Origin of the sequence: Halorubrum sp. Ea1 (assembly GCF_002252965.1) — an archaeon.
Lineage (GTDB): Archaea > Halobacteriota > Halobacteria > Halobacteriales > Haloferacaceae > Halorubrum.
The window spans coordinates 13,095-33,733 of the sequence record NZ_NHPG01000009.1 but is presented as its reverse complement, the minus strand read 5'-3'; the positions used below and the strand labels follow the sequence as shown (position 1 = coordinate 33,733).

The following is a 20,639-nucleotide window of genomic DNA, read 5'->3' as shown; positions in this document are numbered from 1 at the left end:
CGAGGTCGCCGCGCAGCCGATCGCGGCCTACGAGGTCCCGGGCGCCGCCGACGCCGGGTGGCTCCGCGTCCGGCCGACGACGAGACACGGGGCGCCCGCCCGCGGCGCCGTCGTCAGGCTGGAGACGACCGCCGGGATCCAGCGCCGCACCGTCGACGCGGGCGGCGGCTGCCTCTGTCAGACCGAGCCGGTCGCGCACTTCGGGCTCGGCGGCGCGACGCCGCGCCGGGTCGTCGTCCGGTGGCCGGACGGCCGCGAGCGGATTCTGCCGGACCCCGCGTCCGACGCGGAGATCGCGGTCGAACACCCGTCGAAGCGGCGATCTCCCCCGGGCGGAGGGCGCCGGCCCCGCGGCGACCGACCCCTCGGGCGGTAGCGGCCGGTACCGGACGCGAGGGGGCGACGGGGGTGATTCCTCTCCGGACCGGTCGGCGTCGACGGACGGTCTCCGGATCGCCCGGCCAGAACTGCCGCCCTTCGCGGGTTCAAGTGTCCGGGGACGCACGGACGGGTATGGTAGATCCGACTTCCGACCTCGAGGAGGACGTCGACGAGGAGTCCGCCCCGCGCTGTGCGACCTGCGGCGGCCCGGCGCTGGGCGTCGGCCGTCGAACCGTCACCTGGGTCGACGGCACCGACGTCGAACACCGACGCTTCTGTTCGCAGGTCTGTCGCGACGACTGGGAGGACGAGCGTTCCTGAGGGGACGGCTGACCAACGGCCGGGACGCGGGATCGGCGGGCTCCATCTCGCGGGAGGCTTTTTCAGTGCGGGGGTGGTATCTCCAAGTATGATTTCGCTCGACGAGGCCGTGACGGCCCGACTGGAGTCGCACGGCGAACGGTTCGAGGTGCTGATCGACCCGGACGCGGCGCTCGCGATGAAGCGCGGTGAGTTCGACGGCGACTTGGAGGACGTGATCGCCGCCGAGGACGTGTTCGAGAACGCCTCGCGGGGCGATCGCCCGGCCGAGGAGGACCTCGAGACCGTCTTCGGCACGACGGACGCGCTGGAGATCATCCCCGAGGTCGTCGAGCGCGGGGAGATCCAGATCACCGCCGAGCAGCGCGAGGAGATGATGGAGCGGAAGCACAACCAGCTGGTCACCACCATCACCCGAAACGCGGTGAACCCGCAGATGGACGACTCCCCGCACCCGCCGGAGCGGATCGAGCGCGCCCTAGAGGAGGCGGGGTTCCAGATCGACCCGATGGAGCCGGTCGAAAACCAGGTCGACGACGCGCTCGAGGCGCTCCGGCCCGTCATCCCGATCCGGTTCGAGGAGGTGACGATGGCGGTCCAGCTCCCCGCGGACTACGCCGGCTCCGGCCAGGCGCAGATCCGCGAGTTCGGCGACTTGGAGCGCGAGGAGTGGCAGAACGACGGTTCGTGGGTCGGCGTGCTCACGTTCCCGGCCGGCCTGCAGAACGACCTGTACGACCTCGTCAACGAGGTCACGTCCGGCGAGGGAGACGCCCGCGTAATTAAGGACAAAGACGAGCTCCGGACGCGGTAGGTCGTCGACGGCGCCGCTTCTCTCCCGAACGACCGCCATACGTGCCGCGGCCGAGAGCTTCATACTCCGCCGCGGGCCTCCTTTTCTCCATGCACGAGCGCGCGGCGGAGTTCGCGGCACGGGCGCGGGACCGCTACGGCGTCGACCTGGATGTCCTGGAGTTCGACGCGGGCACGGAGACGGCGGCTTCGGCGGCCGACGCGGTCGGCTGCGACACGGCGGCGATCGCCTCCACGATCGTGGTGTCGCTCTCGGGCGGAGACACCGGAGCCGATGGTGGCGGCGGCAGCGCCGACGGAGACACCGGCGATCGACTCGTCGCCGCGATCACCAGCGGCGCGAACCGGCTCGACCTCGACGCGGTCGCGGCCCACTTCGGGGCGGCCGAGGCGACGATGGCGGACCCGGTGCGGATCCGCGAGACCGTCGGCTGGAGCATCGGCGGCGTGCCGCCGCTGTGCCACGACGTCGCGCTCCCGACCGCCTTCGATCCGACGCTCGCGGGGTACGACACGGTCTACGGCGCGGCCGGGACGCCGAGCGCGGTGTTCGCCGTCGATCCGGAGCGGCTCGCCGCGCTCGCCGACGCGACGACCGTCGATCTGACGGAGTGAGGGCGAGCGGCGGCGTCACCGCCTCTGCGACCGCGTCGCCGGTCGGCGCTGACAATCGATCGCGGTCTCGCGGCCTGTGTTATTAACTATGAGTTGTGAAATAACAATACTTTTCTATTAACAGTTGGTATCGATAGGTATGACTCACTCACGCCGATCGGTGCTGAAGCGCGGAGGCGGACTGTTGGCCGCCGGAGCGGCGACCTCGCTCGCCGGCTGTTCGGGCGCCGCGGACGAGGGGTCCGCCGAGTTCGACGGCGGGTACGCGGCCTTCTTCACCCTCAACGACTGGGCTAACGAGGTCGTCGGCGACCGAGCGAGCTTCGAGGACCCGGTCGAGGTCGGCCGCCTCGGGCACGGCTGGACGCCGGACGGGACCCTCGCCGCGGACGTCGCCTCGACCGACGCGTTCGTCTACCTCGACAGCCCCGAGTTCGCGTGGGCGCAGGACCTCGCCGCGACGCTCGAAACCGATTACGACTCCGTCGCAGTCGTCAACGCGCTCGCCGACGTCGAGGACGACCTGCTCGACTGGGACCACTCGCACGAGAGTCAGGACGAAGAGAATCACGACGAGGAGAATCACGACGAAGAGAATCACGACGAGGAAAACCAAAATGACCGCCAGTACGACCCCCACGTCTGGGTCGACCCGGTCCTCGCGGGGCGGATGGTCGAGACCATCGCGACGGGACTCGGCGAGGCGGACCCCGAGAACGCCGACGCCTACGCCGACAACGCGGCCGCGTACGCGGAGGAACTCGACGACGTCGACGACGCCTTCGCGTCAATCGCCGAGAGCGCCGAGCGCGGCGTCGCCGTCATCGCGGGTCACAACTCGTTCCAGTACCTGGAGGCGCGCTACGGGTTCCGGCTCCACTCGCCCGTGGGCGTCTCGCCGCAGAACGAGCCGAGTCAGGGCGAGATCGCCGACACCATCGAACTGGTGAACGCGGAGGGGATCGACACGATACTCTACGACCGCTTCGCGTCGACGACGCTCGCCGAGACGATAGTCGAGAACAGCGACGCGACGGAGACGCGGGCCGTCAGCCCGGCCGGCGGGACCACCGAGGAGTGGAACGACGCCGGCTACGGCTACCTCGAACAGATGACCGAGGTCAACGTCCCCGCCTTCGAGCGCGCGTTCGGGGCGCAGTGAGTCGGAGCCTCGACGCGTCGGCGCCGGCCGGCGGTCCCTCACCCGCCGCCGGACCCGTCCTCGCCGACGGACTAAAAGAGCTAAACGTTCGGACGACCCAGAGTCGGGACACGCAGTGACCGCAATCGTCGACCTCGACGGCGTGACGTTCGCCTACGGCGACACCGTCGCCGTGAGCGACGTCTCTCTGACGGTCGAGGAGGGGGAGTTCCTCGGGCTCGTCGGCCCGAACGGCTCCGGGAAGACGACCCTGCTCCACCTCATGCTCGGGCTCCACGAACCGGACGAGGGGACCGTCGATCTGTTCGGCCGTCCGGTCGACGAGTTCGACGACGGCGGGCGGATCGGCTACGTCTCGCAGAAGGCGACGAGCCGCGGCGGGTCGATGCCGGTCACGGTTCGCGAGTGCGTCACCATGGGCCGGTTCGCGCACGCCGGCCGAGGGCGCCTCTCCGAGGCCGACCGCGCCGCCGTCGCAGACGCCATCGAGACGGTCGGGATCGGCGACCTCGCCGACCGGCTCGTCACCGAGCTGTCCGGCGGGCAGAAGCAACGCGCGTACATCGCTCGCGCCCTCGCGAGCGACGCGGACCTCCTCGCGCTCGACGAGCCGACCGTGGGCGTCGACGCGGAGTCGCGCGACGCCTTCTACGCGCTCCTCGACGAGCTGAACGACGACGGGATCACCATCATCCTCATCGAGCACGACATCGGCGTCGTCACCGACCGCGCGAACCGCATCGCCTGCATCAACACCGAGCTGTACCACCACGGCGACACCGAGTCGTTCGTCGAGAGCGACGCCCTCTCGGAGGCGTACGGCGCGACCGGACAGGTCGTCCACCACCACCACTGATGAGCGGGACCACGGCCGCGGACGGCGGGGGGGAGGCGAACCCGACCGCGGACGCGAGGCCCGACCGCGGACTCCGACGCACGGCCGAGGTCGCCGCGCTCGGGCTCACGGCGGTCGTCGCGGTCGGCATGCTCGCGTTCCTCCTCCTCTACTGGGCGCGGGACCTCCCGGTCATGAGCGACCTCTACGCCGCGTTCCGGGCGCTCGGGCGGGGGATGGACGCCGCGTTCGGCACGAACGTGTTCCGGCACCCGATCATGTGGCAGTCGATGGCCGTCGGCGTGCTCGTCGGCGTCGTCGCGCCGCTCGTCGGCTCCTTCCTCGTCCACCGGGAGATGGCGCTGATCGGGGAGACGCTGGCGCACACGGCGTTCGCGGGGGTCGCGATCGGCATCCTCGTCAACGCGTCGACCGGCTGGGACAGTTCGCTCCTGCTCGTCGCGCTCGTCGTCGCGATCGCGGGGGCGCTCGCCGTCCAGTGGCTCACGGAGCGCACCGACGCCTACGGCGACGTGCCGATCGCGATCATGCTCAGCGGGAGCTTCGCGGTCGGCACCCTGATCGTCAGCTACGGGCGCGGGCTGACCGCCATCAACATCGAGGGGTACCTGTTCGGGAACCTCGCGATCGTCACCGCCGAGGGCGCGCGGCTGATGGGCGCGCTCTCGCTGCTCGTCGTCGCCGGCGTGGCGCTGACGTACAAACAGCTCCTCTTCATCACCTTCGACGAGCAGGCGGCGCGCGTCGCCCAGCTCAACGTCACCGGCTACAACACGCTGCTCGTCGTGCTAACCGCGGTGGTCGTCGTCGGCGCGATGCAGGTGCTCGGCGTCATCCTCGTCGCCGCGATGCTCGTCGTCCCCGTCGCGGCCGCCTCGCAGGTCGCGCGGAGCTTCCGTGAGACGACGTACCTCGGCGTCATCTTCGGCCAGGTCTCCGTGCTCGGCGGCTTCGCCGTCTCCATCGGGCTCGGCCTCCCCTCCGGGGGCTCGATCGTCGTCACCGCGATCGCAGTCTACCTCGCGAGCATCGCGCTCTCCGGCTTCTCGGTGACGGCCATCTCGGCGCACGGGTAGCCGCCGGGCGACGAGGGCGGGAATAGCGGCGAGGGCGGCGATAGCGGGGAGGACGGCGATGGCGGCGGGCGCGGAGAAGCCCGGCTCGCCGGACTCGACACGCGCGTGCGTCCGCCACGCGCGTTTTCCACAGACCCTTATGTCCCGACCGCGACCGAGACGTATGGGAGAGACGGAAACCTACACGATCACCGGTCCCGACGGTGACGAGGAGTCGTTCGAACTGCCCGCCGGTCTCGTCGACGTGCTCAGCGAGCAGGGCGAGCAGGGCACCCGCGTCGTCAGCGATGTCGTGGTGCAGGCGATGGCCCAGCAGGCGCACGTCATCGTCCACCACAGCGAGGGCGACGTGCCGGAGGACATCGCGGAGATGAACGAGACGGCCGCGGAGCTGTTCGAGGACCGGTTCGGGCAGTCGCTGGAGGACGCGCTCGGCCACTCGCACTGAGACACTCGCGTTTTTCGCCCCGTTTCCCGCGGCGCTTCGGCCCGCCGGCCGGTCCCTTAAGCCGCCGTGGCACCTACCGATCATCATGAGTCACGACTCGGACGCGCCGGTGCTGATCTTCGACGGCGACTGTCCGTACTGCTCGGTCGCGGCGCTCGCGCTCCGCCGACTGGAGGGCGTCGTCGCGGTGCCGTGGGAGGCCGACCCGGTCGGCCCGTTCCTCGAGGCGCAGTTCGGCTCGCGCCCGTTCGCGATGGTGCTCGTCGACCCCGGCCGCCGCCGGGTGTACGCCGGGCGCTCGGCGGCCGAAGAGCTCGCCGACCGCGCGGGCACTCCGGGGATCGTCGGCGGACTCGTCCGCGACAACTACGACCGGATCGCCGACGTCGTCGGGACCCTGTCGGGCCGCGGGCGCGACCCCGCCGACGTCCACGAGACGTACCGCCTGACCGACGCGGCGCGCGACCTCGTCGACGACCTCCGCCCCGCCGCGAGCGCCCCGCCGGAGGCGCTGTCGTGAGCGGGGACGGCGCCGGCGACCCCGAGCGCGACGGATCGGTCGCCGACTCGACCGGCGGCACGTACACCCTCCTCGTCGAGTTCGCGGCTTCCGCCGAGATCGGCGTCGGCGCGCTCGGGGAGCGCCGCTTCGGCGCCGGCCGCTACGCGTACACCGGCAGCGCGCTCGGCGCGGGCGGGTTCTCCCGCGTCGACCGCCACCGGCGGACCGCGCGCGGCGAGCACGGCGTCCGCCACTGGCACGTCGACCACCTGCTCGGTCACCCGGACGCCCGGATCGACCGCGTCGTTCGGAGCGTCGGCGCCGACGTCGAGTGCGCGGTCGCCGAGCGCCTCCCGCCGGGCCCGGTCGACGGCTTCGGCGCGTCCGACTGCGACTGCGCCAGCCACCTCGCCGCCGCGGAGGCGGGTCGCACCCTCGACGAGTTCGGCGCGCGGGTCAGGGACGCGCACGAGGCGGCGGTCGGATCGGCCGGTTCCGTCGGGCCCGGCGGCGAAGCGCCCGGCGACGACGACGCGACCGCCGAGCGCGCCGCTCGGGTCGACGTCGTCGACGGCGAGTAGGCCCCCGATCGTCGATCAGAGGTCGTACCGCTCGACGATGTCGCTGAGCTGTTCGCGCCGCCCCTCGACCGCCTCGTCGCGCAGGGCCTCCTCCTCCGGCGTCGGACAGGTCAGCTCCGGGACGCTCGCCGGGGCGCCCCCCTCGTCGAGCGCGACGAAAGTGAAGTAGGAGGTCGTCGTGCGCCGTTGCTCGTCGGTTCGTGGATTCTCCGCGCGCACGTCGACCTTCACGTCGAGGCTCGTGCGCCCGACGTTGAACACGTACCCCTCGATCACGGCGACCTCGCCCATCTCGATGGGGGCGATGAAGTCGACGTGGTCCATCGAGGCGGTGACGACCTGCCGGTTCGAGAAGCGCATCCCGGCGATCGCGCCGCAGATGTCCATCCAGTGGAGAACGGCGCCTCCGAGCGCCCGCCCGAGGTTGTTCGTGTCGTTCGGCAGCAGCATCTCGGTCATCTCGGTGTACGACTCCGCGACGGTCGCCGTCTCGTCCATACCGGCGGTGGGGAGGCGGGCGACTTGAACCTCCGGCTCTCGTCGTCAGGAGCCGTCTTGGGGTCCGTCGTCGAAGCGGACGGAGTCCGGGGAGCGACCGGCCTCGTCGACCACCTCGTCGGAGACGATGACGGGGCAGTCGATCCGGACGGCGAGCGCGAGCGCGTCGGAGGGGCGCGCGTCGAAGACGAACCGCTCCGGCTCGCCGTCGTCGTACCGCTCCGCGTCGACCTTCGCGTAGAAGGTGCCGTCGCGGAGGTCGTCCACCCGGACGCGGTCGATCGCCCCGCCGAACTCGGTGAGGATGTCGACGAGCAGATCGTGCGTCAACGGCCGGTCGAACGGCTCGCCCTCCAGCGCCATCCCGATCGACTGCGCCTGGTCGGCGCTGACGAAGATCGGGACGTACTCGTCGCGGACCGAGAGGATGACCGCCGGCACGTCGCCGCCCGGCGCGGAGCCCGCTCCGACCCCGACGACCTCGGCTTCGTGTTCCATACCGGATCGTGGTGGCGGCGGCATGAATAGCTGTCCCACGGGCGACGCCGCTCGGCGCCAGCGGAGCGCTCCCGTCCTCGGCGGGCTCCCGCCTCAGGCCCCGCTCGTCCGGTACCAGTACGCCCACGCGACCGTGAAGACGAGCGCCGCGCCGATGAAGAAGACGACGCCCGGTTCGAGCAGCGAGACGGCGTACTCGGCGAGCGGGTCGACGACGTACTCGACCGTGCCGTCGACCGCCGCGTCGCCGCCGTCGGCGGCTCCCCCGCCGTCTCCCCCGGACTGCTCCGCGGTGACGCCGGCGTCGTCGCCCCCGGTCGTGGTCGTCACGCGGGCCGTCGGTCCCGCCACCGAGAGGAGGCGCTGGGCCGCGACGGCCGCCAGTCCGATGAGGCCGTACCCCCCGAGCAGCCGCATCAGCGCGCTCTTGATCCCGGCCGACTCCTCCTCGCCGCCGGCGAACAGCACGAGGGGCTCGTCGGCGGCGGCGTACACGTCCATCTCGCGGCCCTTCTCGGAGTAGGTCGTGTCGACGACGTCGACGAGGTCGGCGCCGTCGAGCTTCGAGAGGTGATACTGCACGTTCTGGAGCGACGTGTCGACCTCGGCCGCGAGCTCGGACTTCGTCGCCGGCTCGTCGTGGAGGTGGGTGAGGATCTCGCGAGCGGTCTCGGAGCCGAGCGCGGCGATGAGATCGTCCGCGTCCTCGTCGTCGACGCCCACGACCCGCGGTTCTCGGTCCTCGGGCGTCGCGTCGGGCAGGGAGGGCAACAGCCGCGACATGATCGCCACTCTACGCCGTGAGGATACAAATTTGTTGGATCGGTTACGCGCCCGACGATCCGATATCGACTCACAAACCCTAAACGCGGCGAGGGGGTACGTCACGGCAATGACAGAGACGCCAGGGGGCTCCGACGGCGCGTCCGTGCCCCCGACGGCGAGCGACCCCGCGGCGGCGTCCGGGCCCGACGAGGCACCCGGGTCCGGCGGGAGCGACGGCGACGGCGACGGGGGCGCGGCCGGCTCCGTGACCGTCGTCGGCACCGCGCACGTCTCCGAGCGCTCGGTCGACGAGGTCGAGGAGACGATCGATCGCGAGCGCCCCGACGTCGTCGCGGTCGAGCTCGACGAGGGGCGGTACCGTCAGCTGCAGGGCGAGACGCCTGACGACCTCGATGCGAGCGACCTCCTGCGCGGCAACACCGTCTTCCAGTTCCTCGCCTACTGGATGCTCTCGTACGTCCAGACCCAGCTCGGCGAGCGCTTCGACATCGAACCGGGCGCTGACATGCGCGCGGCCATCGACGTCGCCGAGGGGCTCGGGATCGACGTCGCTCTCGTCGACCGTGACATCCAGACGACGATCCAGCGCTTCTGGGCGCGAATGACGGTCACGGAAAAGCTCCGGATGGTCGGCGGGCTCGCGTTCGGCGTCACCGACTCGCGGATCGTCGGCGTGCTCGCGGGGCTGTTCGTCGGGGTCCTCGCGGGGCCGGCGATCGGCCTGTTCGGCGGCAGTTTCGGAGTGACCACCGCGCTGCTGACGCGCGTGACCGCGGGCGTCCTCGTCGCCGTCGCCGCCGGGATCGCCGTCGATCAGGTCGGGAAGCTGGCGCTCTCCCCGGACGGCCGCCTCTACGCGGCGAGCGGGCTCGGCGTCGGCGCCGGGGTGGCCGCGGCGGCCTCCGGCGTCGCGAACGGGCTCGTCTCGACGTACCTCGGCGGCTTCGCCGTGACGGCGATCGGCAGTCTCGGACTCGGGGTCTCGCTCGGGCTGACGCTCGGCGTCGTCGTGGCGGCGCTGCTCGGCCTGACCGACCGCGGCGGCGAGCCGGAGCACGGCGGCATCGAGGAGCTCGGCGTCGAGGAGCTCACCGACACCGACGTGGTGACGATGATGATGGAGGAGTTCCGCCAGTTCTCGCCGGGCGGCGCCGAGGCGCTCATCGACGAGCGGGACGCGTTCATCGCCCACCGGCTGGTCGCCCTCCGCGACGCCGGCAAGGACGTCGTCGCCGTCGTCGGCGCGGGGCATCAGACGGGGATCGAGCGATACCTCGCGAGCCCCGAGACGCTCCCGCCGATGGAGGAGCTCGTCGGCCGGGAACGCGGCGGGAGCAGGCTACCGTGGAAGAAGGCGGTCGGCTACGCGATCACCGTCGGCTTCGTCGGCTTCTTCGTCCTGCTCGCGCTGGCGGGCGTCGAGAACGCCTTCCTGTTCCGGCTGTTCGGCGCGTGGTTCCTCATCAACGGCGCGTTCGCCTTCGCCTTCGCGAAGGTCGCCGGCGCGCGGTGGACCGCCGCGGGCGTCGGGGGCGCGGTCGCGTGGATGACCTCGATCAACCCGGTGCTCGCGCCCGGCTGGTTCACCGGCTACGTCGAGCTCCGGCACCTCACCGTGAACGTCGGCGACATCGGGACGCTCAACGAGCTGCTCTCGGACGAGACGCGGTCGCCCTCCGAGCTGGTCTCGGCGATGCTCGACGTCCCGCTGTTCAAGCTCATCGTCGTCGTCGCGATGACGAACGTCGGCAGCATCGTCGCGAGCTTCCTGTTCGCCGTCTACGTGATCCCGGCGATGTTCGGCGCCGAGGTCGGCGGCGTCGACGAGGTCGGCCGCCTCATGATCGACGGCGCCGGCACCGGCGCGGAGCTGATACGGAACGCCATCCTGGGCGGTGGTGGGGCGTGACTCGGTCCGCCGTCGGGGGTGGCGCGTGAGCTCCGCCTTCCGCGGTCGCCGGATCGCCGGCCTCTATTTCAGCGGCACGGAGCTGCGCGACCTGTTCGTCGCGTGGCTCGCGCTCGGCGTCGCGTTCACGTTCTTCTTCGTCAACGGCACCGCCGGCTTCGGCCGGCTCCTCGCCGCGGGGGTGCTCCCGCCGCTGCTCGTCGGCCTCCTCACCGCGGGCGTCGCGTTCCTCCTCCACGAGATCGCGCACAAGGTCGTCGCGGTCCACTACGACCAGGTGGCCGAGTTCCGGGCCGACAACAGCATGCTGTTTCTGGCCGTGATGAGCTCGCTCCTCGGATTCATCTTCGCCGCGCCCGGCGCGGTCCACCACCGCGGTCGGCTGACGCCGCGAGAGCACGGCCACATCGCGCTCGCCGGCCCGGTCGTCAATCTGCTTCTCACCCTCGTCTTCCTCCCGGCGTTCCTGCTCGGTCCCGTCGTCGGCAGCCCCGTGGTCACCCTGATCGGCTCCCGCGGGATCGCGATCAACGTCTTCCTCGCGGCGTTCAACCTGATCCCGTACGGCCCGCTCGACGGGAAGACCGTGTTCGACTGGAGCAAGGGCGTGTGGGTCGGCTTCTTCGTCGTCTCCGTCCTGCTCACGGTCGGCCTGGTCTTCGTCGGCGGGCTCGGCTTCGGCGGGCCGTTCTGAGGGGAGCGACGCGACGGGGGCGGTCGCGCCGGCCGGAACGGTGCGCTTTTGCTCCGCGGGCGTCCCTCGACACACATGACCGAGGGCGACGGCGACGAGACGGGGGGAGAAGCGGACGAGGGCGACGACGAACTCACGTACGCCGAAGCGGGCGTCGACATCGACGCGAGCGAGGCGGCGACCGCGGCGCTGATCGGCGCGGTCGGCGAGGCCGAGGGCGACTACGCCGGCCTCCTCGACATCGGCGATCGGTACCTCGCGCTCGCGACCGACGGCGTCGGGACGAAGCTCCTCGTCGCCGAGGCGCTCGGCGACTACTCGACGGTCGGCATCGACTGCATCGCGATGAACGTCAACGACCTGGTCGCCGCCGGCGTCCGCCCCGTCGCCTTCGTCGACTACCTCGCGGTCGACGAGCCGGACGAGCGGTTCGCCGAGCAGGTCGGCGACGGCCTCGCCCGCGGCGCCGAGCTGGCGGACATGGAGCTCGTCGGCGGCGAGACGGCGGTGATGCCGGACGTGATCCGGGGACTCGACCTGGCGGGCACCTGCGCCGGACTCGCCGCGAAGGACGCCGTCTTCGACGGCGAGGCGCGGCCGGGCGACGCGCTGGTCGGCTGGCGCTCCTCTGGGATCCACTCCAACGGGCTCACGCTCGCCCGCGAGGCCGCCACGCGGAACCACGACTACGACGACCCCTGCCCGTTCGACGGCTACGAGACGGTCGGCGAGGCGCTCTTGGAGCCGACTCGGACCTACACCGACCTGCTCGACCCGATGCGCGAACGCGACGTGCGCGGCGCGGCCCACGTCACCGGCGGCGGCTGGACGAACCTGACGCGGCTCGGCGACCACCGGTACGTCGTCGAGGACGCCTTCGACCCCCAGCCCGTCTTCGAGTTCGTGCAGTCCGAGGGGAGCGTCTCCGACGAGGAGATGCACCGGACGTTCAACATGGGCACCGGCTTCGTCGCCGCCCTCGACCCCGACGACGCCGAGTCGCTGGCGGCCGAGACAAACGGGCGCGTGATCGGCCGGGTAGCAGATGCCGACGGCGGCGAGACCGGGGAGCCGTCCGGAGCAGTCGCGATCCGAGGACTCGAACTGTAAGCGCGTCAGTCCGCGTCGTCGGCCGTCTCGTCGAGAGCGGCCGCGACTCGGTCCGCAGTCGACTCCAGCGCCTCGGCGAGCGCTCTCGCCTGTGCCGGGGAGAGTTCGACCTCGTCGGCGTGTGCCGGAAGGGAATCGAACGCGGTGTCGTCGAGTTCGATCTGCAGCGTCACGTGGTCCGGTTCCTCTCGCGGCGCGGTGACGTTCACGACGCCAGGCGCGTCCTCCTCGAAGTCGTGACCGCGAACCCGCCCGTCGACGAGGTCGAGCGTGGTGTAGGCGTTCACGCGGAGCAGGCGGTTGCTCATTCGCTCGCCCTCGGCGTCGTCGAAGGCGTCGGGGACGTCGCCGTCGTGGGTGTCGTCGAGGCCTGCATCGTCAGTCGTCCGCCGGCACCGGCGGCCCCTCGTCGATCCCGTCGTTCTCGGCGTACGGGTACCACGTACGCTTCGTGTTGTGCATCATCGGGTCGTCGTAGTCGGTCTCCTCCGGGTCCACGAGGGCGTCGAGTTCGTCGTCGTCGTGGCGGGCGACGAAGGCGCGGAACGACTCGCCGTCCTCGCGCCGGGCGGCGAAGCTCTCGATCAGGTTCGCGATCGCGCCCGGGACCTCGTCGACCGGGACGCGTTGGGTTACCCAGCGGGCGAACTGGGGGTTCTCGCCGAGGCCGCCGCCGAGGCCGACGTCGAGCGCTTCCACCGGGTCGCCGTCCTTCCTAGTCTTCATGCCGCGCAGGCTCACGTCGGCGATCTGCGGCTGCGCGCACGACGCCGTACAGCCGGACAGGTGGATGTGGAACTCGTCGACGCCGTCCGGGAGGTCGACGTTCCCCTTTAGCCACCGGGCGAAGCGGACCTGCCGGTTCTTGGTCTCGACGATCGACAGCGAGCAGAACTCGGTCCCGGTACACGCGACGGAGCCCCGCATGAACGGCGACGGATCCGGCGAGTAGTGGTCGAGCAACGGCTCGTCGAGGAGGTCGTCGAGTTCCGCGTCGGGCACGTCGGTGAGGATGACGTTCTGTCGCTGGGAGAGTCGGACCTCGCCGGAGCCGTACTCCTCGGCGAGGTCGGCGAGGTCGAGGACGTCGGCCGCACCCATTCGGCCCACGAGCACGTTCAGACCCACGAAGTTCCGCCCGTCCTTCTGATCGTAAACGCCGATCAGGTCGTTCCGCTCGCCCTCGCCCGCGTTGTAGGTGTACTCCTCGCGGACGTCCCGGCCGGCGGTCTCCAGTTCGAAATTGACGTACTCCTCCTGAAGAGTCTCGCGGACCGTCTCCGCTCCCCACTCGTCGACGAGGAACTTCACGCGGGCGTTGTATCGGTCCTCACGGTCGCCGTAATCACGGAAGAGCGCGGAGAGGCCGCCGGCGACGGCCGAGACCTGCTCCGGCGGGACCCAGATGTCGATGTCGCGGGCGAGGCGCGGTTCGTTGCGGGCGAGCCCCCCGCCGACGCGGACGTTGAAGCCGACGGCGTCCTCGCTTTCGGCCCCGTCCGTCTCGACCTGCTTATAAGCGGGCTCGAACGCGAGGTCATTGATATCGCCCTGTCCGGAGCCGTCGGCGGAGCCCGTCACGGACACCTTCCACTTCCGCGGTAGGTTGGTGTGATCGTCGTTCCCTTTGAACGTCTCGTTGAGTTCGCGGATGACCGGCCACGCGTCGACGACCTCCTGGCCGTCCTTCCCGGCGACCGGATTGCCGACGATGTTCCGCCACGAGTCCCCACACGCCTGCTGCGTCGAGAGTCCGTTCGCCGCCAGTTTCTCGAAGACCGCCGGCACGTCCGAGAGCTCGATCCAGTGCAGTTGGATCGACTGACGGGTGGTGAAGTCGGCGTACGCGTCGCCGAAGATCGGATTCGTCCCCGGGCCACGGGCGTACTCGTCGGCGATCTCGCCGACCGTTCGGAGCTGCCCCGGCTCGAGCACGCCGTTCGGGGTCCCGATCCGCATCATGAAGTACCCCTCCTGTCCGTTCCGCTGGTGGTACAGCCCCCACCACTTGAACCGCTCGAACCAGGCGTCCCGCTCGTCGTCCGGGATCGAGTCGTACCCCTGCTCGGCGAACTCGAATAGGCGGTCACGAACCTCGTTCCCGTAGACCTCCGACTTCCAGTTCTCGACGTCTGTTGGCATCGTTGTCGGCTACACCCGACGCCCACATAGGTGACCGCGTGGAGTCAACCTTCCCCGGTGGTTTATTTCAGAGGCGGTTATTGCCGGTGGTTTGCCGTCCGCGAACGTCGAACCGACGATCGGTCGAATTCGACGAACTCACCGTCCCGTATCCGTCCAACCGGCAGCCAGGCCGTCGTTCCCGTCACGCCACACGCGATACACTGGCCATGGACGCGAGTCTCGATCGTCGCCCCGTCGACGCCGACCGTCTGGAAGTTCTCGACGACCAGATCGGCGAGATCGCAGTCACAGAAACCGGGCGCGTCGAGGCGCCAGAGTTCGCTAACACGCACTTCTCGGGTGTCGTCGATGGATAGCCACGCCCCGTCATCGAGGACGCGTAAGCGGGTGGTCACACACCGGGTTCGGTCTCGACGAATCAAACGGTGCCGATGCTCGCAAACGCGGACGCGGTTGATAACGCCGAGATGACGGGGAACCGCCCGACTACGGTCGGGTTGGAGGGGGTACGTCAGTCACGGATACCGGAATTCCTTTCCGGTACCATGGAGTAGTGGTTCGATTTACTCGTGTGACGAGGCTTATGATCGATGGAGTCGTACCTCGACGCGATGATGGATCCGACCCCCGATCGTGCCGTCGATCGATCCGTCGATACCGATGACGAAAGAGTCAACCGACAGCACACCTCCGCGGACGTCGCTCCCGAGCTCTTCGAGGACGTTCCGCGAGAGCGATGACAGATCGATCCGCGTCGAGCGCAGGCGACGACGAGCCGGAGACCGAGTCCAGTGATAACGCCGACCCGGAGACTGAGCCGGAACAGACTCAGGAGGGCGATGGCACGGAACATCTCGACGACATCGATGACGGGGTCGGGTGTACGGAGATCTGGGAACACCTCTCGGAGCGGCGGGAGGCGGAGCGGGACGCGTAGCGGGACGGCCGATCGTCGGCCGCGGTCCGGTTACGACAGGTGCGCGGCGATGTCCGCCTCGGTGATGATCCCGACCGTCTCGCCGCCGTCGGTGACCATCACCGCCTTGTAGTGGTCCAGCAGGTTCCGGACCTCGTCGACGGTCGCGCCGGGTGCGACCGTGGGGAACGACTCGCTCATCACCTCGCTGACCGGGTGGTCCCCGACGTTCTCGCCCGCGTGGACCACGTCGCCCTGACTGATCGAGCCGACCGGCACGCCGTTCTGGAGCACCGGGAGCTGCGAGTACGCCTCCTCCTCCATCAGGTCCACCGCCTCGCGCACCGCGTCGTCGGGCGCGACGCTGATCACCGTCTCGTTCATCAGGTCGCTCCCGCGAACGACCTCGCCCTCCGCCTCTTGGAGCGCGTTGACGATCCGCCGGAGCGTCGAGAGCCGCGGGTCGACGTCGCCGCCCTCGATCCGGGCGATCAGGGGCTGTGAGACGTCCGCCGCGTCCGCCAACTCGCTCTGTGTCAGCTCCAGCGTCGTCCGCCGTTCGCGGAGGTCCTGCGGCGTGGGGAGTTCCATACGGTGAATAACTCCGGGTTATTAGAAAAGGTTTCGACGGCGACCGATATCGCGGCGACGGTCGGGGCTCTCCGCGATCGGAGCGCCTTACTCGGCGTCGCCGTCGTCGTCTCCGTCCGTCTCGACGATCTCGATGACCTCGAGGGGAACGTCCCGCAGCGCGCCGCCGACCTCGCTCTTCGCGATCCGCTCGGCGTGCTCCTCGCTGTCGGCGTTGAAGATGTCGATCTCCAAGAGGAGTCCGACGAGGGCCGTGTTAGCCGCGAGGAACGCGGCGTCGAACGGCTCACCGCAGGCCGGACAGCCGGTGACGCCGGGTTCGACCTCGACGTACTGCTTGTCCGTCTCGTTGAGTCGCTTGCCGGCTTCGCTGACCGCGACGCCGATGGCGTCGTCGGTCTCCTCGACGTCACGGACCAACCAGGCGGCTTCCATCGCGACTTCGTAGTTGCTCATATCCGGGTGGACGGGCCGCAGGGTTTCCTTTCTTGTGGTTCGCCCGCGGTCGCCGTGCGAGAAGGTGTCTCCCGGAGGGTTACGGCCCCGAGAGCTACAACCGCTCGACGATCGCCGCCGTGATCTCGTTGGTCGTCGCGTCGCCGCCGAGGTCGCCGGTGCGCGGCCCGTCGGAGAGCACGCCCTCCACCGCGTCGCGCACCCGTTCGCCCTCTTCGCCGTAGCCGAGGTACTCCAGCAGCATGGCGGCCGACAGTATCGCCGCCGTCGGGTTCGCGACCCCCTCGCCGGCGATGTCGGGCGCGGTGCCGTGGACCGGTTCGAACAGCGCGTTGTCGTGGCCGACGTTCGCGGAGGGAAGGAGGCCGAGCCCGCCGACGAGCCCGGCGGCCAGGTCCGAGAGCACGTCGCCCGCGAGGTTCGGGCAGACGATCACGCCGTACTGCGTCGGGTCGAGCGGGAGCTTCGTCGCGAACGCGTCCATCAGCTCCTCGTCGGCGTCGACGCCGCGCTCCGCGGCGACCGCGAGCACTTCCTCGCGGAACCGCCCGTCCGTCTCGCGCATCACGTTCGCCTTGTGCGCGACCGTGAACCCGTCCTCGGGGCCGCCGGCGGGGCCGCGCCCGTCGGCGACGAACTCGCAGGCGTACGCCGCGAGCTCCCGCGACGCCGACGAGGTGACCACCCGAGTCAGCGTCGAGAGGTCGTCCGAGAGCCGGTCCTCGTGGCCGGCGTAGACGCCTTCGGTGTTCTCGCGTAGGAAGACGATGTCCGTCTCCGGGCGCAGCGCGTCGACGCCGGGGTACGCCTTGGCGGGTCGGACGTTGACGAACGAGTCCACGGCGTCCCGCAGCGGGAGGATGACGTCGGCGGCGGTCTCGCCGGCCGCGCCGAACAGCGTCGCGTCGGCGTCCGCGGCGAGCTCGTACGTCTCCGCCGGGAGCGCCTCGCCGGTCGCCTCCTTCGTCGCGTCGCCGGCCTCGCCCCGGACGAACTCGAAGCCGAGGTCGAACGACTCCAACACCTCCAAGGCCGCGGGGACGACCTCCCGGCCGATCCCGTCGCCCTCGATGACGGCGACCTCGTGGCTCACGCCTCGTCCCCCGGGATGTCCGCCTCCGGGACGTAGGGCAGCGACCGGGCGGTCTCGCGGACCGCGCCGGCGTTCGCGCCCATCAGCGCCGTGGTGTCCCAGACGCCCTCGACGAGGGCCTTCCGCTGGGCGTCGTGGACCGTCGCGTCGATCGCGGTGTCGTCGTAGGTGATCGTCTCCGCGGCCACGTCGATGTCGACCTCCGCGTCGGGGTTCGCCTCGACGTAGTCCTGAAGCGCCTCGATCGACTCCTGGTCGGCCGTGACCGTCGGGATGCCGAGCGCGAGGCAGTTCCCCGCGAAGATCTCCGCGAACGACTCGCCGACGACGGCGTCGATCCCCCAGCGCATCAGCGCCTGGGGGGCGTGTTCGCGCGAGGAGCCGCAGCCGAAGTTGGCGTTGACGACGAGGACGTTCGCGCCCCGGTACTGCTCCTCGTTGAACGGGTGGTCCTTCTCGTTGTCGTCGTCGTCGAACCGCTGGTCGAAGAAGGAGAACTGGCCCAGCCCGTCGAAGGTGACGACCTTCATGAACCGCGCCGGGATGATCTGGTCGGTGTCGATGTCGTTGCCCCGGACCGGGATCCCGGTACCGGAGACTTCGGTCACCTTCTCCGCCGGCGCCTCGCCGGCGCTGAAATCGGGCGAGCTCATACGGTCGCCACCTCCTCCATCTCGCGGACGTCGGTGACCTCGCCGGTCACCGCCGCGGCCGCGACCATGATCGGGCTCATCAGCACGGTCCGCCCGTCCTTCGAGCCCTGCCGGCCGACGAAGTTCCGGTTCGAGGAGGACGCGCTCGCCTCGTCGCCCTCCAACTGGTCGTCGTTCATGCCGAGACACATCGAACAGCCCGGCTCGCGCCAGTCGAACCCGGCCTCGACGAAGATCTCGTCGAGCCCTTCGGCCTCGGCGGCGTCCCGGACGCGCTGGCTGCCGGGGACGACCATCGCGCGCACGTCGTCGTCGACCTCGCGGCCCTCGACGAACGCCGCGGCCTCGCGGAGGTCCTTCAGGCGCGCGTTGGTACAGGAGCCGAGGAACGCCACGTCGATGTCGTACCCCTCCATCGTGTCGCCCGGCTCGACGCGCATGTGCTTCTGCGCGCGACGCGCGGTGTCGCTGTCCTCCTCGGGGAGGTCGTCCGGGTCCGGGATGGGCTCGGTGATGCCCGCGGTCTGTCCCGGCGTGGTCCCCCACGTCACGGTCGGCTCGATCGCCGAGCCGTCGATGGTGACGATGTCGTCGTACTCCGCGCCGTCGTCGGTCCGGATCGACTCCCAGTAGGGCTTCAGCCGCTCGAACTTCTCGGGGTCGTCGGCGAAGGCGTCCGTCTCCCGGAGCCACTCGTAGGTGGTCTCGTCGGGGTTGACGTAGCCCGCGCGAGCGCCGCCCTCGATGGACATGTTACAGATGGACATCCGTCCCTCCATCCCGAGCTTCTCGATGGCCTCGCCGGCGTACTCGTAGACGTAGCCGACCCCGCCGTCGGTCCCGAGCTTCCCGATGATCGTGAGGATGATGTCCTTCGCGGTGACGCCCTCACCGAGCTCGCCCGTGACCTCGATCCTGCGGACCTTCTGTTTCTCCATCGCGACGCAGCCCGTCGCCAGCACGTCGCGGATCTGCGACGTGCCGATGCCGAACGCCAGCGCGCCGAACGCGCCGTGCGTCGACGTGTGCGAGTCGCCGCAGACGATGGTCATGCCGGGCTGCGTGAGCCCCTGCTCCGGCCCGATGACGTGGACGATCCCCTGATCGCCGGAGTCCGGGTCGGAGAAGTCGATGCCCGAGCCGCGGACGTTCTCCTCCAGCTCCGCCATCATGCTTTCGGCGGCCTCGTCGCTGTAGGGCCGGTCGCGGTTGCCGGTCGGCACGATGTGGTCGACCGTGGCGTGGGTGCGCTCCGGGAAGGCGACCTCCCGCCCGCGCTCCTTCAGCATGCCGAACGCCTGCGGGCTGGTGACCTCGTGGACGAGGTGGAGCCCGACGAACAGCTGGTCCTGTCCCGTTGGCAGCTCCGTCACCTTGTGGTGGTCCCACACCTTGTCGTACAGGGTCCCCTCGCTCATCGGGGATCACCCGCGCGGGGCGCGGTCGCCGTCGCTTCGGTCCCGTCGCCGCGGACGCCCATCAGGCCGTCACCTCGGCCGACTCCTCTTCCTCCTCGCCCTCCTCCTGCCACGCGAACAGGCCGCGAAGCTCCTCGCCGACGGCCTCGATCTCGTGGTTCTTCTCGGCGTTGCGGAGCTGGGTGTACGACGGCCGGCCCGCCTGGTTCTCCGAGATCCACTCGCGGGCGAAGGTGCCGTTCTGAACGCCTTCGAGGACCTCCTCCATGTTCGCGCGGACCTGGTCGTCGATGATCTCGTCGCCCCGGGTGAGTCCGCCGTACTCCGCGGTGTGTGAAACGGAGTCCCACATGGCGCCGAGCCCGCCCTCGTACATCAGGTCGACGATGAGCTTCATCTCGTTCATGCACTCGAAGTACGCCATCTCGGGGGAGTAGCCCGCCTCGACGAGCGTCTCGTACCCCTGCTTGATCAGCGAGGCGATGCCGCCGCAGAGGACGGCCTGCTCGCCGAACAGGTCGGTCTCGGTCTCCTCGCGGAAGCTCGTCTCGACGACGCCGGCGCGGGTGCAGCCGATCGCGGCCGCGTACGCGAGCGCCTCGTCGTGGGCCTCGCCCGTGGCGTCCTGATACACCGCCAGCAGCCCCGGCGTCCCCTGGTCGTTCTCGTAGTTCCGGCGGACGATGTGGCCCGGCGACTTCGGCGCGATCATCGTCACGTCGACGTCCTCGGGCGGCTGGATCTGGTTATAGTGGATGTTGAACCCGTGCGCGAACTGGAGCGTGTCGCCGGGCTCCAGGTTCGGCTCGATCGACTCCTCGTAGACGTCCGCCTGGACCGTGTCGGGCAGGAGGACGCTCACGATGTCGGCCGCCTCGGCGGCGGCGGCCGGCGTCGCGACCTCGAGCCCGTCGCTCTCGGCGGCCGCGCGCGAGGAGCTGTCCTCGCGGAGGCCGACGACCACGTCGATCCCGCTCTCGTGGAGGTTCTGGGCGTGCGCGTGCCCCTGCGAGCCGTAGCCGAGCACGGCCACGACCGTCTGGGCGATCGCTTCGCCGTCCGCGTCTTCGTCGTAGTATACGTTGGATTCGACCGTCTGCATGTCGTTGTCGCTCAT

The 20,639-nt window shown here is 70.3% G+C and carries 27 protein-coding genes; 15 read left to right on the top strand and 12 right to left on the bottom strand.

What is annotated here, in order from left to right:
* The 10 genes from DJ73_RS01245 to DJ73_RS01200 form a co-directional block, all read left to right on the top strand.
* A partial coding sequence (locus DJ73_RS01245) for an ASPIC/UnbV domain-containing protein (protein ID WP_176451050.1) occupies nucleotides 1-376 on the top strand: 376 nt, incomplete at its 5' end.
* A gap of 137 nt (nucleotides 377-513) precedes the next feature.
* On the top strand, nucleotides 514-702 hold the full coding sequence (locus tag DJ73_RS01240) for a hypothetical protein (protein ID WP_094523370.1): 189 nt from the start codon (nucleotides 514-516) through the stop codon (nucleotides 700-702).
* Nucleotides 703-790: 88 nt separating this feature from the next.
* Entirely contained in the window at nucleotides 791-1,516 is a 726-nt protein-coding gene (locus tag DJ73_RS01235) for a ribosome assembly factor SBDS (RefSeq protein WP_094523368.1), read from the top strand.
* Between the two features lie 89 nt (nucleotides 1,517-1,605).
* Nucleotides 1,606-2,130, top strand: coding sequence for a YbaK/EbsC family protein (locus DJ73_RS01230; protein WP_094557096.1), 525 nt, complete (start codon nucleotides 1,606-1,608; stop codon nucleotides 2,128-2,130).
* Between the two features lie 139 nt (nucleotides 2,131-2,269).
* Complete coding sequence (locus DJ73_RS01225; RefSeq protein ID WP_094557095.1) at nucleotides 2,270-3,292, top strand: metal ABC transporter solute-binding protein, Zn/Mn family; 1,023 nt, start codon at nucleotides 2,270-2,272, stop codon at nucleotides 3,290-3,292.
* A gap of 115 nt (nucleotides 3,293-3,407) precedes the next feature.
* Nucleotides 3,408-4,148 (top strand): metal ABC transporter ATP-binding protein, encoded by a 741-nt coding sequence (locus tag DJ73_RS01220; RefSeq protein WP_094523362.1) that lies wholly within the window; start codon nucleotides 3,408-3,410, stop codon nucleotides 4,146-4,148.
* Nucleotides 4,148-5,224 (top strand): metal ABC transporter permease, encoded by a 1,077-nt coding sequence (locus DJ73_RS01215; RefSeq protein ID WP_094557094.1) that lies wholly within the window; start codon nucleotides 4,148-4,150, stop codon nucleotides 5,222-5,224. The genes DJ73_RS01220 and DJ73_RS01215 overlap by 1 nt, the downstream gene beginning before the upstream one ends.
* Before the next feature lie 163 nt (nucleotides 5,225-5,387).
* Entirely contained in the window at nucleotides 5,388-5,672 is a 285-nt protein-coding gene (locus tag DJ73_RS01210; RefSeq protein WP_094525965.1) for a hypothetical protein, read from the top strand.
* A gap of 85 nt (nucleotides 5,673-5,757) precedes the next feature.
* Nucleotides 5,758-6,192 carry a DUF393 domain-containing protein gene (locus tag DJ73_RS01205; protein WP_094523356.1) on the top strand — a complete coding sequence of 145 codons (435 nt, stop codon included), beginning with the start codon at nucleotides 5,758-5,760 and terminating at the stop codon, nucleotides 6,190-6,192.
* On the top strand, nucleotides 6,189-6,755 hold the full coding sequence (locus tag DJ73_RS01200) for a DUF123 domain-containing protein (RefSeq protein WP_094557093.1): 567 nt from the start codon (nucleotides 6,189-6,191) through the stop codon (nucleotides 6,753-6,755). The genes DJ73_RS01205 and DJ73_RS01200 overlap by 4 nt, the downstream gene beginning before the upstream one ends.
* Nucleotides 6,756-6,770: 15 nt before the next feature.
* Here the strand turns inward: DJ73_RS01200 and DJ73_RS01195 are convergent, their stop codons facing one another.
* From DJ73_RS01195 to DJ73_RS01185, 3 genes are all read right to left on the bottom strand, one after another.
* The gene (locus DJ73_RS01195) at nucleotides 6,771-7,253 is read right to left on the bottom strand and encodes an acyl-CoA thioesterase (protein ID WP_094523352.1); all 483 of its coding nucleotides are present in this window, start codon (nucleotides 7,251-7,253) and stop codon (nucleotides 6,771-6,773) included.
* A gap of 45 nt (nucleotides 7,254-7,298) precedes the next feature.
* Nucleotides 7,299-7,751 carry a bifunctional nuclease family protein gene (locus tag DJ73_RS01190; RefSeq protein ID WP_094523350.1) on the bottom strand — a complete coding sequence of 151 codons (453 nt, stop codon included), beginning with the start codon at nucleotides 7,749-7,751 and terminating at the stop codon, nucleotides 7,299-7,301.
* Between the two features lie 93 nt (nucleotides 7,752-7,844).
* Nucleotides 7,845-8,534: a winged helix-turn-helix domain-containing protein gene (locus DJ73_RS01185; protein ID WP_094557092.1), complete on the bottom strand. Its 690-nt coding sequence runs from the start codon at nucleotides 8,532-8,534 to the stop codon at nucleotides 7,845-7,847.
* Between the two features lie 109 nt (nucleotides 8,535-8,643).
* Here DJ73_RS01185 and DJ73_RS01180 point away from each other — a divergent pair, with 109 nt between their 5' ends.
* From DJ73_RS01180 to purM, 3 genes are all read left to right on the top strand, one after another.
* Nucleotides 8,644-10,446 carry a TraB/GumN family protein gene (locus DJ73_RS01180; RefSeq protein WP_094523346.1) on the top strand — a complete coding sequence of 601 codons (1,803 nt, stop codon included), beginning with the start codon at nucleotides 8,644-8,646 and terminating at the stop codon, nucleotides 10,444-10,446.
* A gap of 25 nt (nucleotides 10,447-10,471) precedes the next feature.
* Nucleotides 10,472-11,140 (top strand): metalloprotease, encoded by a 669-nt coding sequence (locus tag DJ73_RS01175; protein ID WP_094557097.1) that lies wholly within the window; start codon nucleotides 10,472-10,474, stop codon nucleotides 11,138-11,140.
* A 75-nt stretch (nucleotides 11,141-11,215) separates the two neighbouring features.
* Nucleotides 11,216-12,250 carry a phosphoribosylformylglycinamidine cyclo-ligase gene (purM, locus tag DJ73_RS01170; RefSeq protein WP_094557091.1) on the top strand — a complete coding sequence of 345 codons (1,035 nt, stop codon included), beginning with the start codon at nucleotides 11,216-11,218 and terminating at the stop codon, nucleotides 12,248-12,250.
* 5 nt (nucleotides 12,251-12,255) lie between these two features.
* Here the strand turns inward: purM and DJ73_RS01165 are convergent, their stop codons facing one another.
* From DJ73_RS01165 to DJ73_RS20725, 3 genes are all read right to left on the bottom strand, one after another.
* On the bottom strand, nucleotides 12,256-12,558 hold the full coding sequence (locus DJ73_RS01165) for a DUF6360 family protein (protein ID WP_094557090.1): 303 nt from the start codon (nucleotides 12,556-12,558) through the stop codon (nucleotides 12,256-12,258).
* 70 nt (nucleotides 12,559-12,628) lie between these two features.
* Nucleotides 12,629-14,392: a nitrite/sulfite reductase gene (locus DJ73_RS01160; protein WP_094557089.1), complete on the bottom strand. Its 1,764-nt coding sequence runs from the start codon at nucleotides 14,390-14,392 to the stop codon at nucleotides 12,629-12,631.
* Between the two features lie 77 nt (nucleotides 14,393-14,469).
* Nucleotides 14,470-14,790 (bottom strand): hypothetical protein, encoded by a 321-nt coding sequence (locus tag DJ73_RS20725; protein ID WP_094523338.1) that lies wholly within the window; start codon nucleotides 14,788-14,790, stop codon nucleotides 14,470-14,472.
* Nucleotides 14,791-14,985: 195 nt separating this feature from the next.
* Here DJ73_RS20725 and DJ73_RS20025 point away from each other — a divergent pair, with 195 nt between their 5' ends.
* A complete protein-coding gene (locus DJ73_RS20025; RefSeq protein WP_170938307.1) occupies nucleotides 14,986-15,135 on the top strand; it encodes a hypothetical protein in 150 nt (49 codons plus the stop codon).
* Nucleotides 15,132-15,332 (top strand): hypothetical protein, encoded by a 201-nt coding sequence (locus tag DJ73_RS01150; RefSeq protein WP_094557088.1) that lies wholly within the window; start codon nucleotides 15,132-15,134, stop codon nucleotides 15,330-15,332. The genes DJ73_RS20025 and DJ73_RS01150 overlap by 4 nt, the downstream gene beginning before the upstream one ends.
* A gap of 30 nt (nucleotides 15,333-15,362) precedes the next feature.
* Here DJ73_RS01150 and DJ73_RS01145 read toward each other — a convergent pair whose 3' ends face one another.
* The 6 genes from DJ73_RS01145 to ilvC form a co-directional block, all read right to left on the bottom strand.
* Complete coding sequence (locus DJ73_RS01145) at nucleotides 15,363-15,902, bottom strand: CBS domain-containing protein (protein WP_094557087.1); 540 nt, start codon at nucleotides 15,900-15,902, stop codon at nucleotides 15,363-15,365.
* Between the two features lie 87 nt (nucleotides 15,903-15,989).
* Nucleotides 15,990-16,358 (bottom strand): DUF555 domain-containing protein, encoded by a 369-nt coding sequence (locus tag DJ73_RS01140; protein ID WP_094522250.1) that lies wholly within the window; start codon nucleotides 16,356-16,358, stop codon nucleotides 15,990-15,992.
* 94 nt (nucleotides 16,359-16,452) lie between these two features.
* Entirely contained in the window at nucleotides 16,453-17,451 is a 999-nt protein-coding gene (locus tag DJ73_RS01135) for an isocitrate/isopropylmalate family dehydrogenase (protein ID WP_094557086.1), read from the bottom strand.
* Nucleotides 17,448-18,104, bottom strand: a complete 657-nt coding sequence (gene leuD, locus DJ73_RS01130) for a 3-isopropylmalate dehydratase small subunit (RefSeq protein ID WP_094525956.1) — start codon at nucleotides 18,102-18,104, stop codon at nucleotides 17,448-17,450. The genes DJ73_RS01135 and leuD overlap by 4 nt, the downstream gene beginning before the upstream one ends.
* Nucleotides 18,101-19,522, bottom strand: a complete 1,422-nt coding sequence (leuC, locus tag DJ73_RS01125) for a 3-isopropylmalate dehydratase large subunit (protein ID WP_094557085.1) — start codon at nucleotides 19,520-19,522, stop codon at nucleotides 18,101-18,103. Before leuC ends, leuD begins: the two co-directional genes overlap by 4 nt.
* 61 nt (nucleotides 19,523-19,583) lie before the next feature.
* A complete protein-coding gene (gene ilvC, locus DJ73_RS01120; RefSeq protein WP_094522246.1) occupies nucleotides 19,584-20,639 on the bottom strand; it encodes a ketol-acid reductoisomerase in 1,056 nt (351 codons plus the stop codon).

Excerpts from the sequence above, each read along its gene's own strand:
- DJ73_RS01240 (WP_094523370.1), top strand. The coding sequence starts at position 514 with ATGGTAGATCCGACTTCCGACCTCGAGGAGGACGTCGACGAGGAGTCC.
- DJ73_RS01235 (WP_094523368.1), top strand. The coding sequence starts at position 791 with ATGATTTCGCTCGACGAGGCCGTGACGGCCCGACTGGAGTCGCACGGC.
- DJ73_RS01230 (WP_094557096.1), top strand. The coding sequence starts at position 1,606 with ATGCACGAGCGCGCGGCGGAGTTCGCGGCACGGGCGCGGGACCGCTAC.
- DJ73_RS01225 (WP_094557095.1), top strand. The coding sequence starts at position 2,270 with ATGACTCACTCACGCCGATCGGTGCTGAAGCGCGGAGGCGGACTGTTG.
- DJ73_RS01215 (WP_094557094.1), top strand. The coding sequence starts at position 4,148 with ATGAGCGGGACCACGGCCGCGGACGGCGGGGGGGAGGCGAACCCGACC.
- DJ73_RS01210 (WP_094525965.1), top strand. The coding sequence starts at position 5,388 with ATGGGAGAGACGGAAACCTACACGATCACCGGTCCCGACGGTGACGAG.
- DJ73_RS01205 (WP_094523356.1), top strand. The coding sequence starts at position 5,758 with ATGAGTCACGACTCGGACGCGCCGGTGCTGATCTTCGACGGCGACTGT.
- DJ73_RS01195 (WP_094523352.1), bottom strand. The coding sequence starts at position 7,253 with ATGGACGAGACGGCGACCGTCGCGGAGTCGTACACCGAGATGACCGAG.
- DJ73_RS01190 (WP_094523350.1), bottom strand. The coding sequence starts at position 7,751 with ATGGAACACGAAGCCGAGGTCGTCGGGGTCGGAGCGGGCTCCGCGCCG.
- DJ73_RS01185 (WP_094557092.1), bottom strand. The coding sequence starts at position 8,534 with ATGTCGCGGCTGTTGCCCTCCCTGCCCGACGCGACGCCCGAGGACCGA.
- DJ73_RS01180 (WP_094523346.1), top strand. The coding sequence starts at position 8,644 with ATGACAGAGACGCCAGGGGGCTCCGACGGCGCGTCCGTGCCCCCGACG.
- purM (WP_094557091.1), top strand. The coding sequence starts at position 11,216 with ATGACCGAGGGCGACGGCGACGAGACGGGGGGAGAAGCGGACGAGGGC.
- DJ73_RS01165 (WP_094557090.1), bottom strand. The coding sequence starts at position 12,558 with ATGAGCAACCGCCTGCTCCGCGTGAACGCCTACACCACGCTCGACCTC.
- DJ73_RS01160 (WP_094557089.1), bottom strand. The coding sequence starts at position 14,392 with ATGCCAACAGACGTCGAGAACTGGAAGTCGGAGGTCTACGGGAACGAG.
- DJ73_RS20025 (WP_170938307.1), top strand. The coding sequence starts at position 14,986 with ATGGAGTCGTACCTCGACGCGATGATGGATCCGACCCCCGATCGTGCC.
- DJ73_RS01150 (WP_094557088.1), top strand. The coding sequence starts at position 15,132 with ATGACAGATCGATCCGCGTCGAGCGCAGGCGACGACGAGCCGGAGACC.
- DJ73_RS01145 (WP_094557087.1), bottom strand. The coding sequence starts at position 15,902 with ATGGAACTCCCCACGCCGCAGGACCTCCGCGAACGGCGGACGACGCTG.
- DJ73_RS01140 (WP_094522250.1), bottom strand. The coding sequence starts at position 16,358 with ATGAGCAACTACGAAGTCGCGATGGAAGCCGCCTGGTTGGTCCGTGAC.
- leuD (WP_094525956.1), bottom strand. The coding sequence starts at position 18,104 with ATGAGCTCGCCCGATTTCAGCGCCGGCGAGGCGCCGGCGGAGAAGGTG.
- leuC (WP_094557085.1), bottom strand. The coding sequence starts at position 19,522 with ATGAGCGAGGGGACCCTGTACGACAAGGTGTGGGACCACCACAAGGTG.
- ilvC (WP_094522246.1), bottom strand. The coding sequence starts at position 20,639 with ATGAGCGACAACGACATGCAGACGGTCGAATCCAACGTATACTACGAC.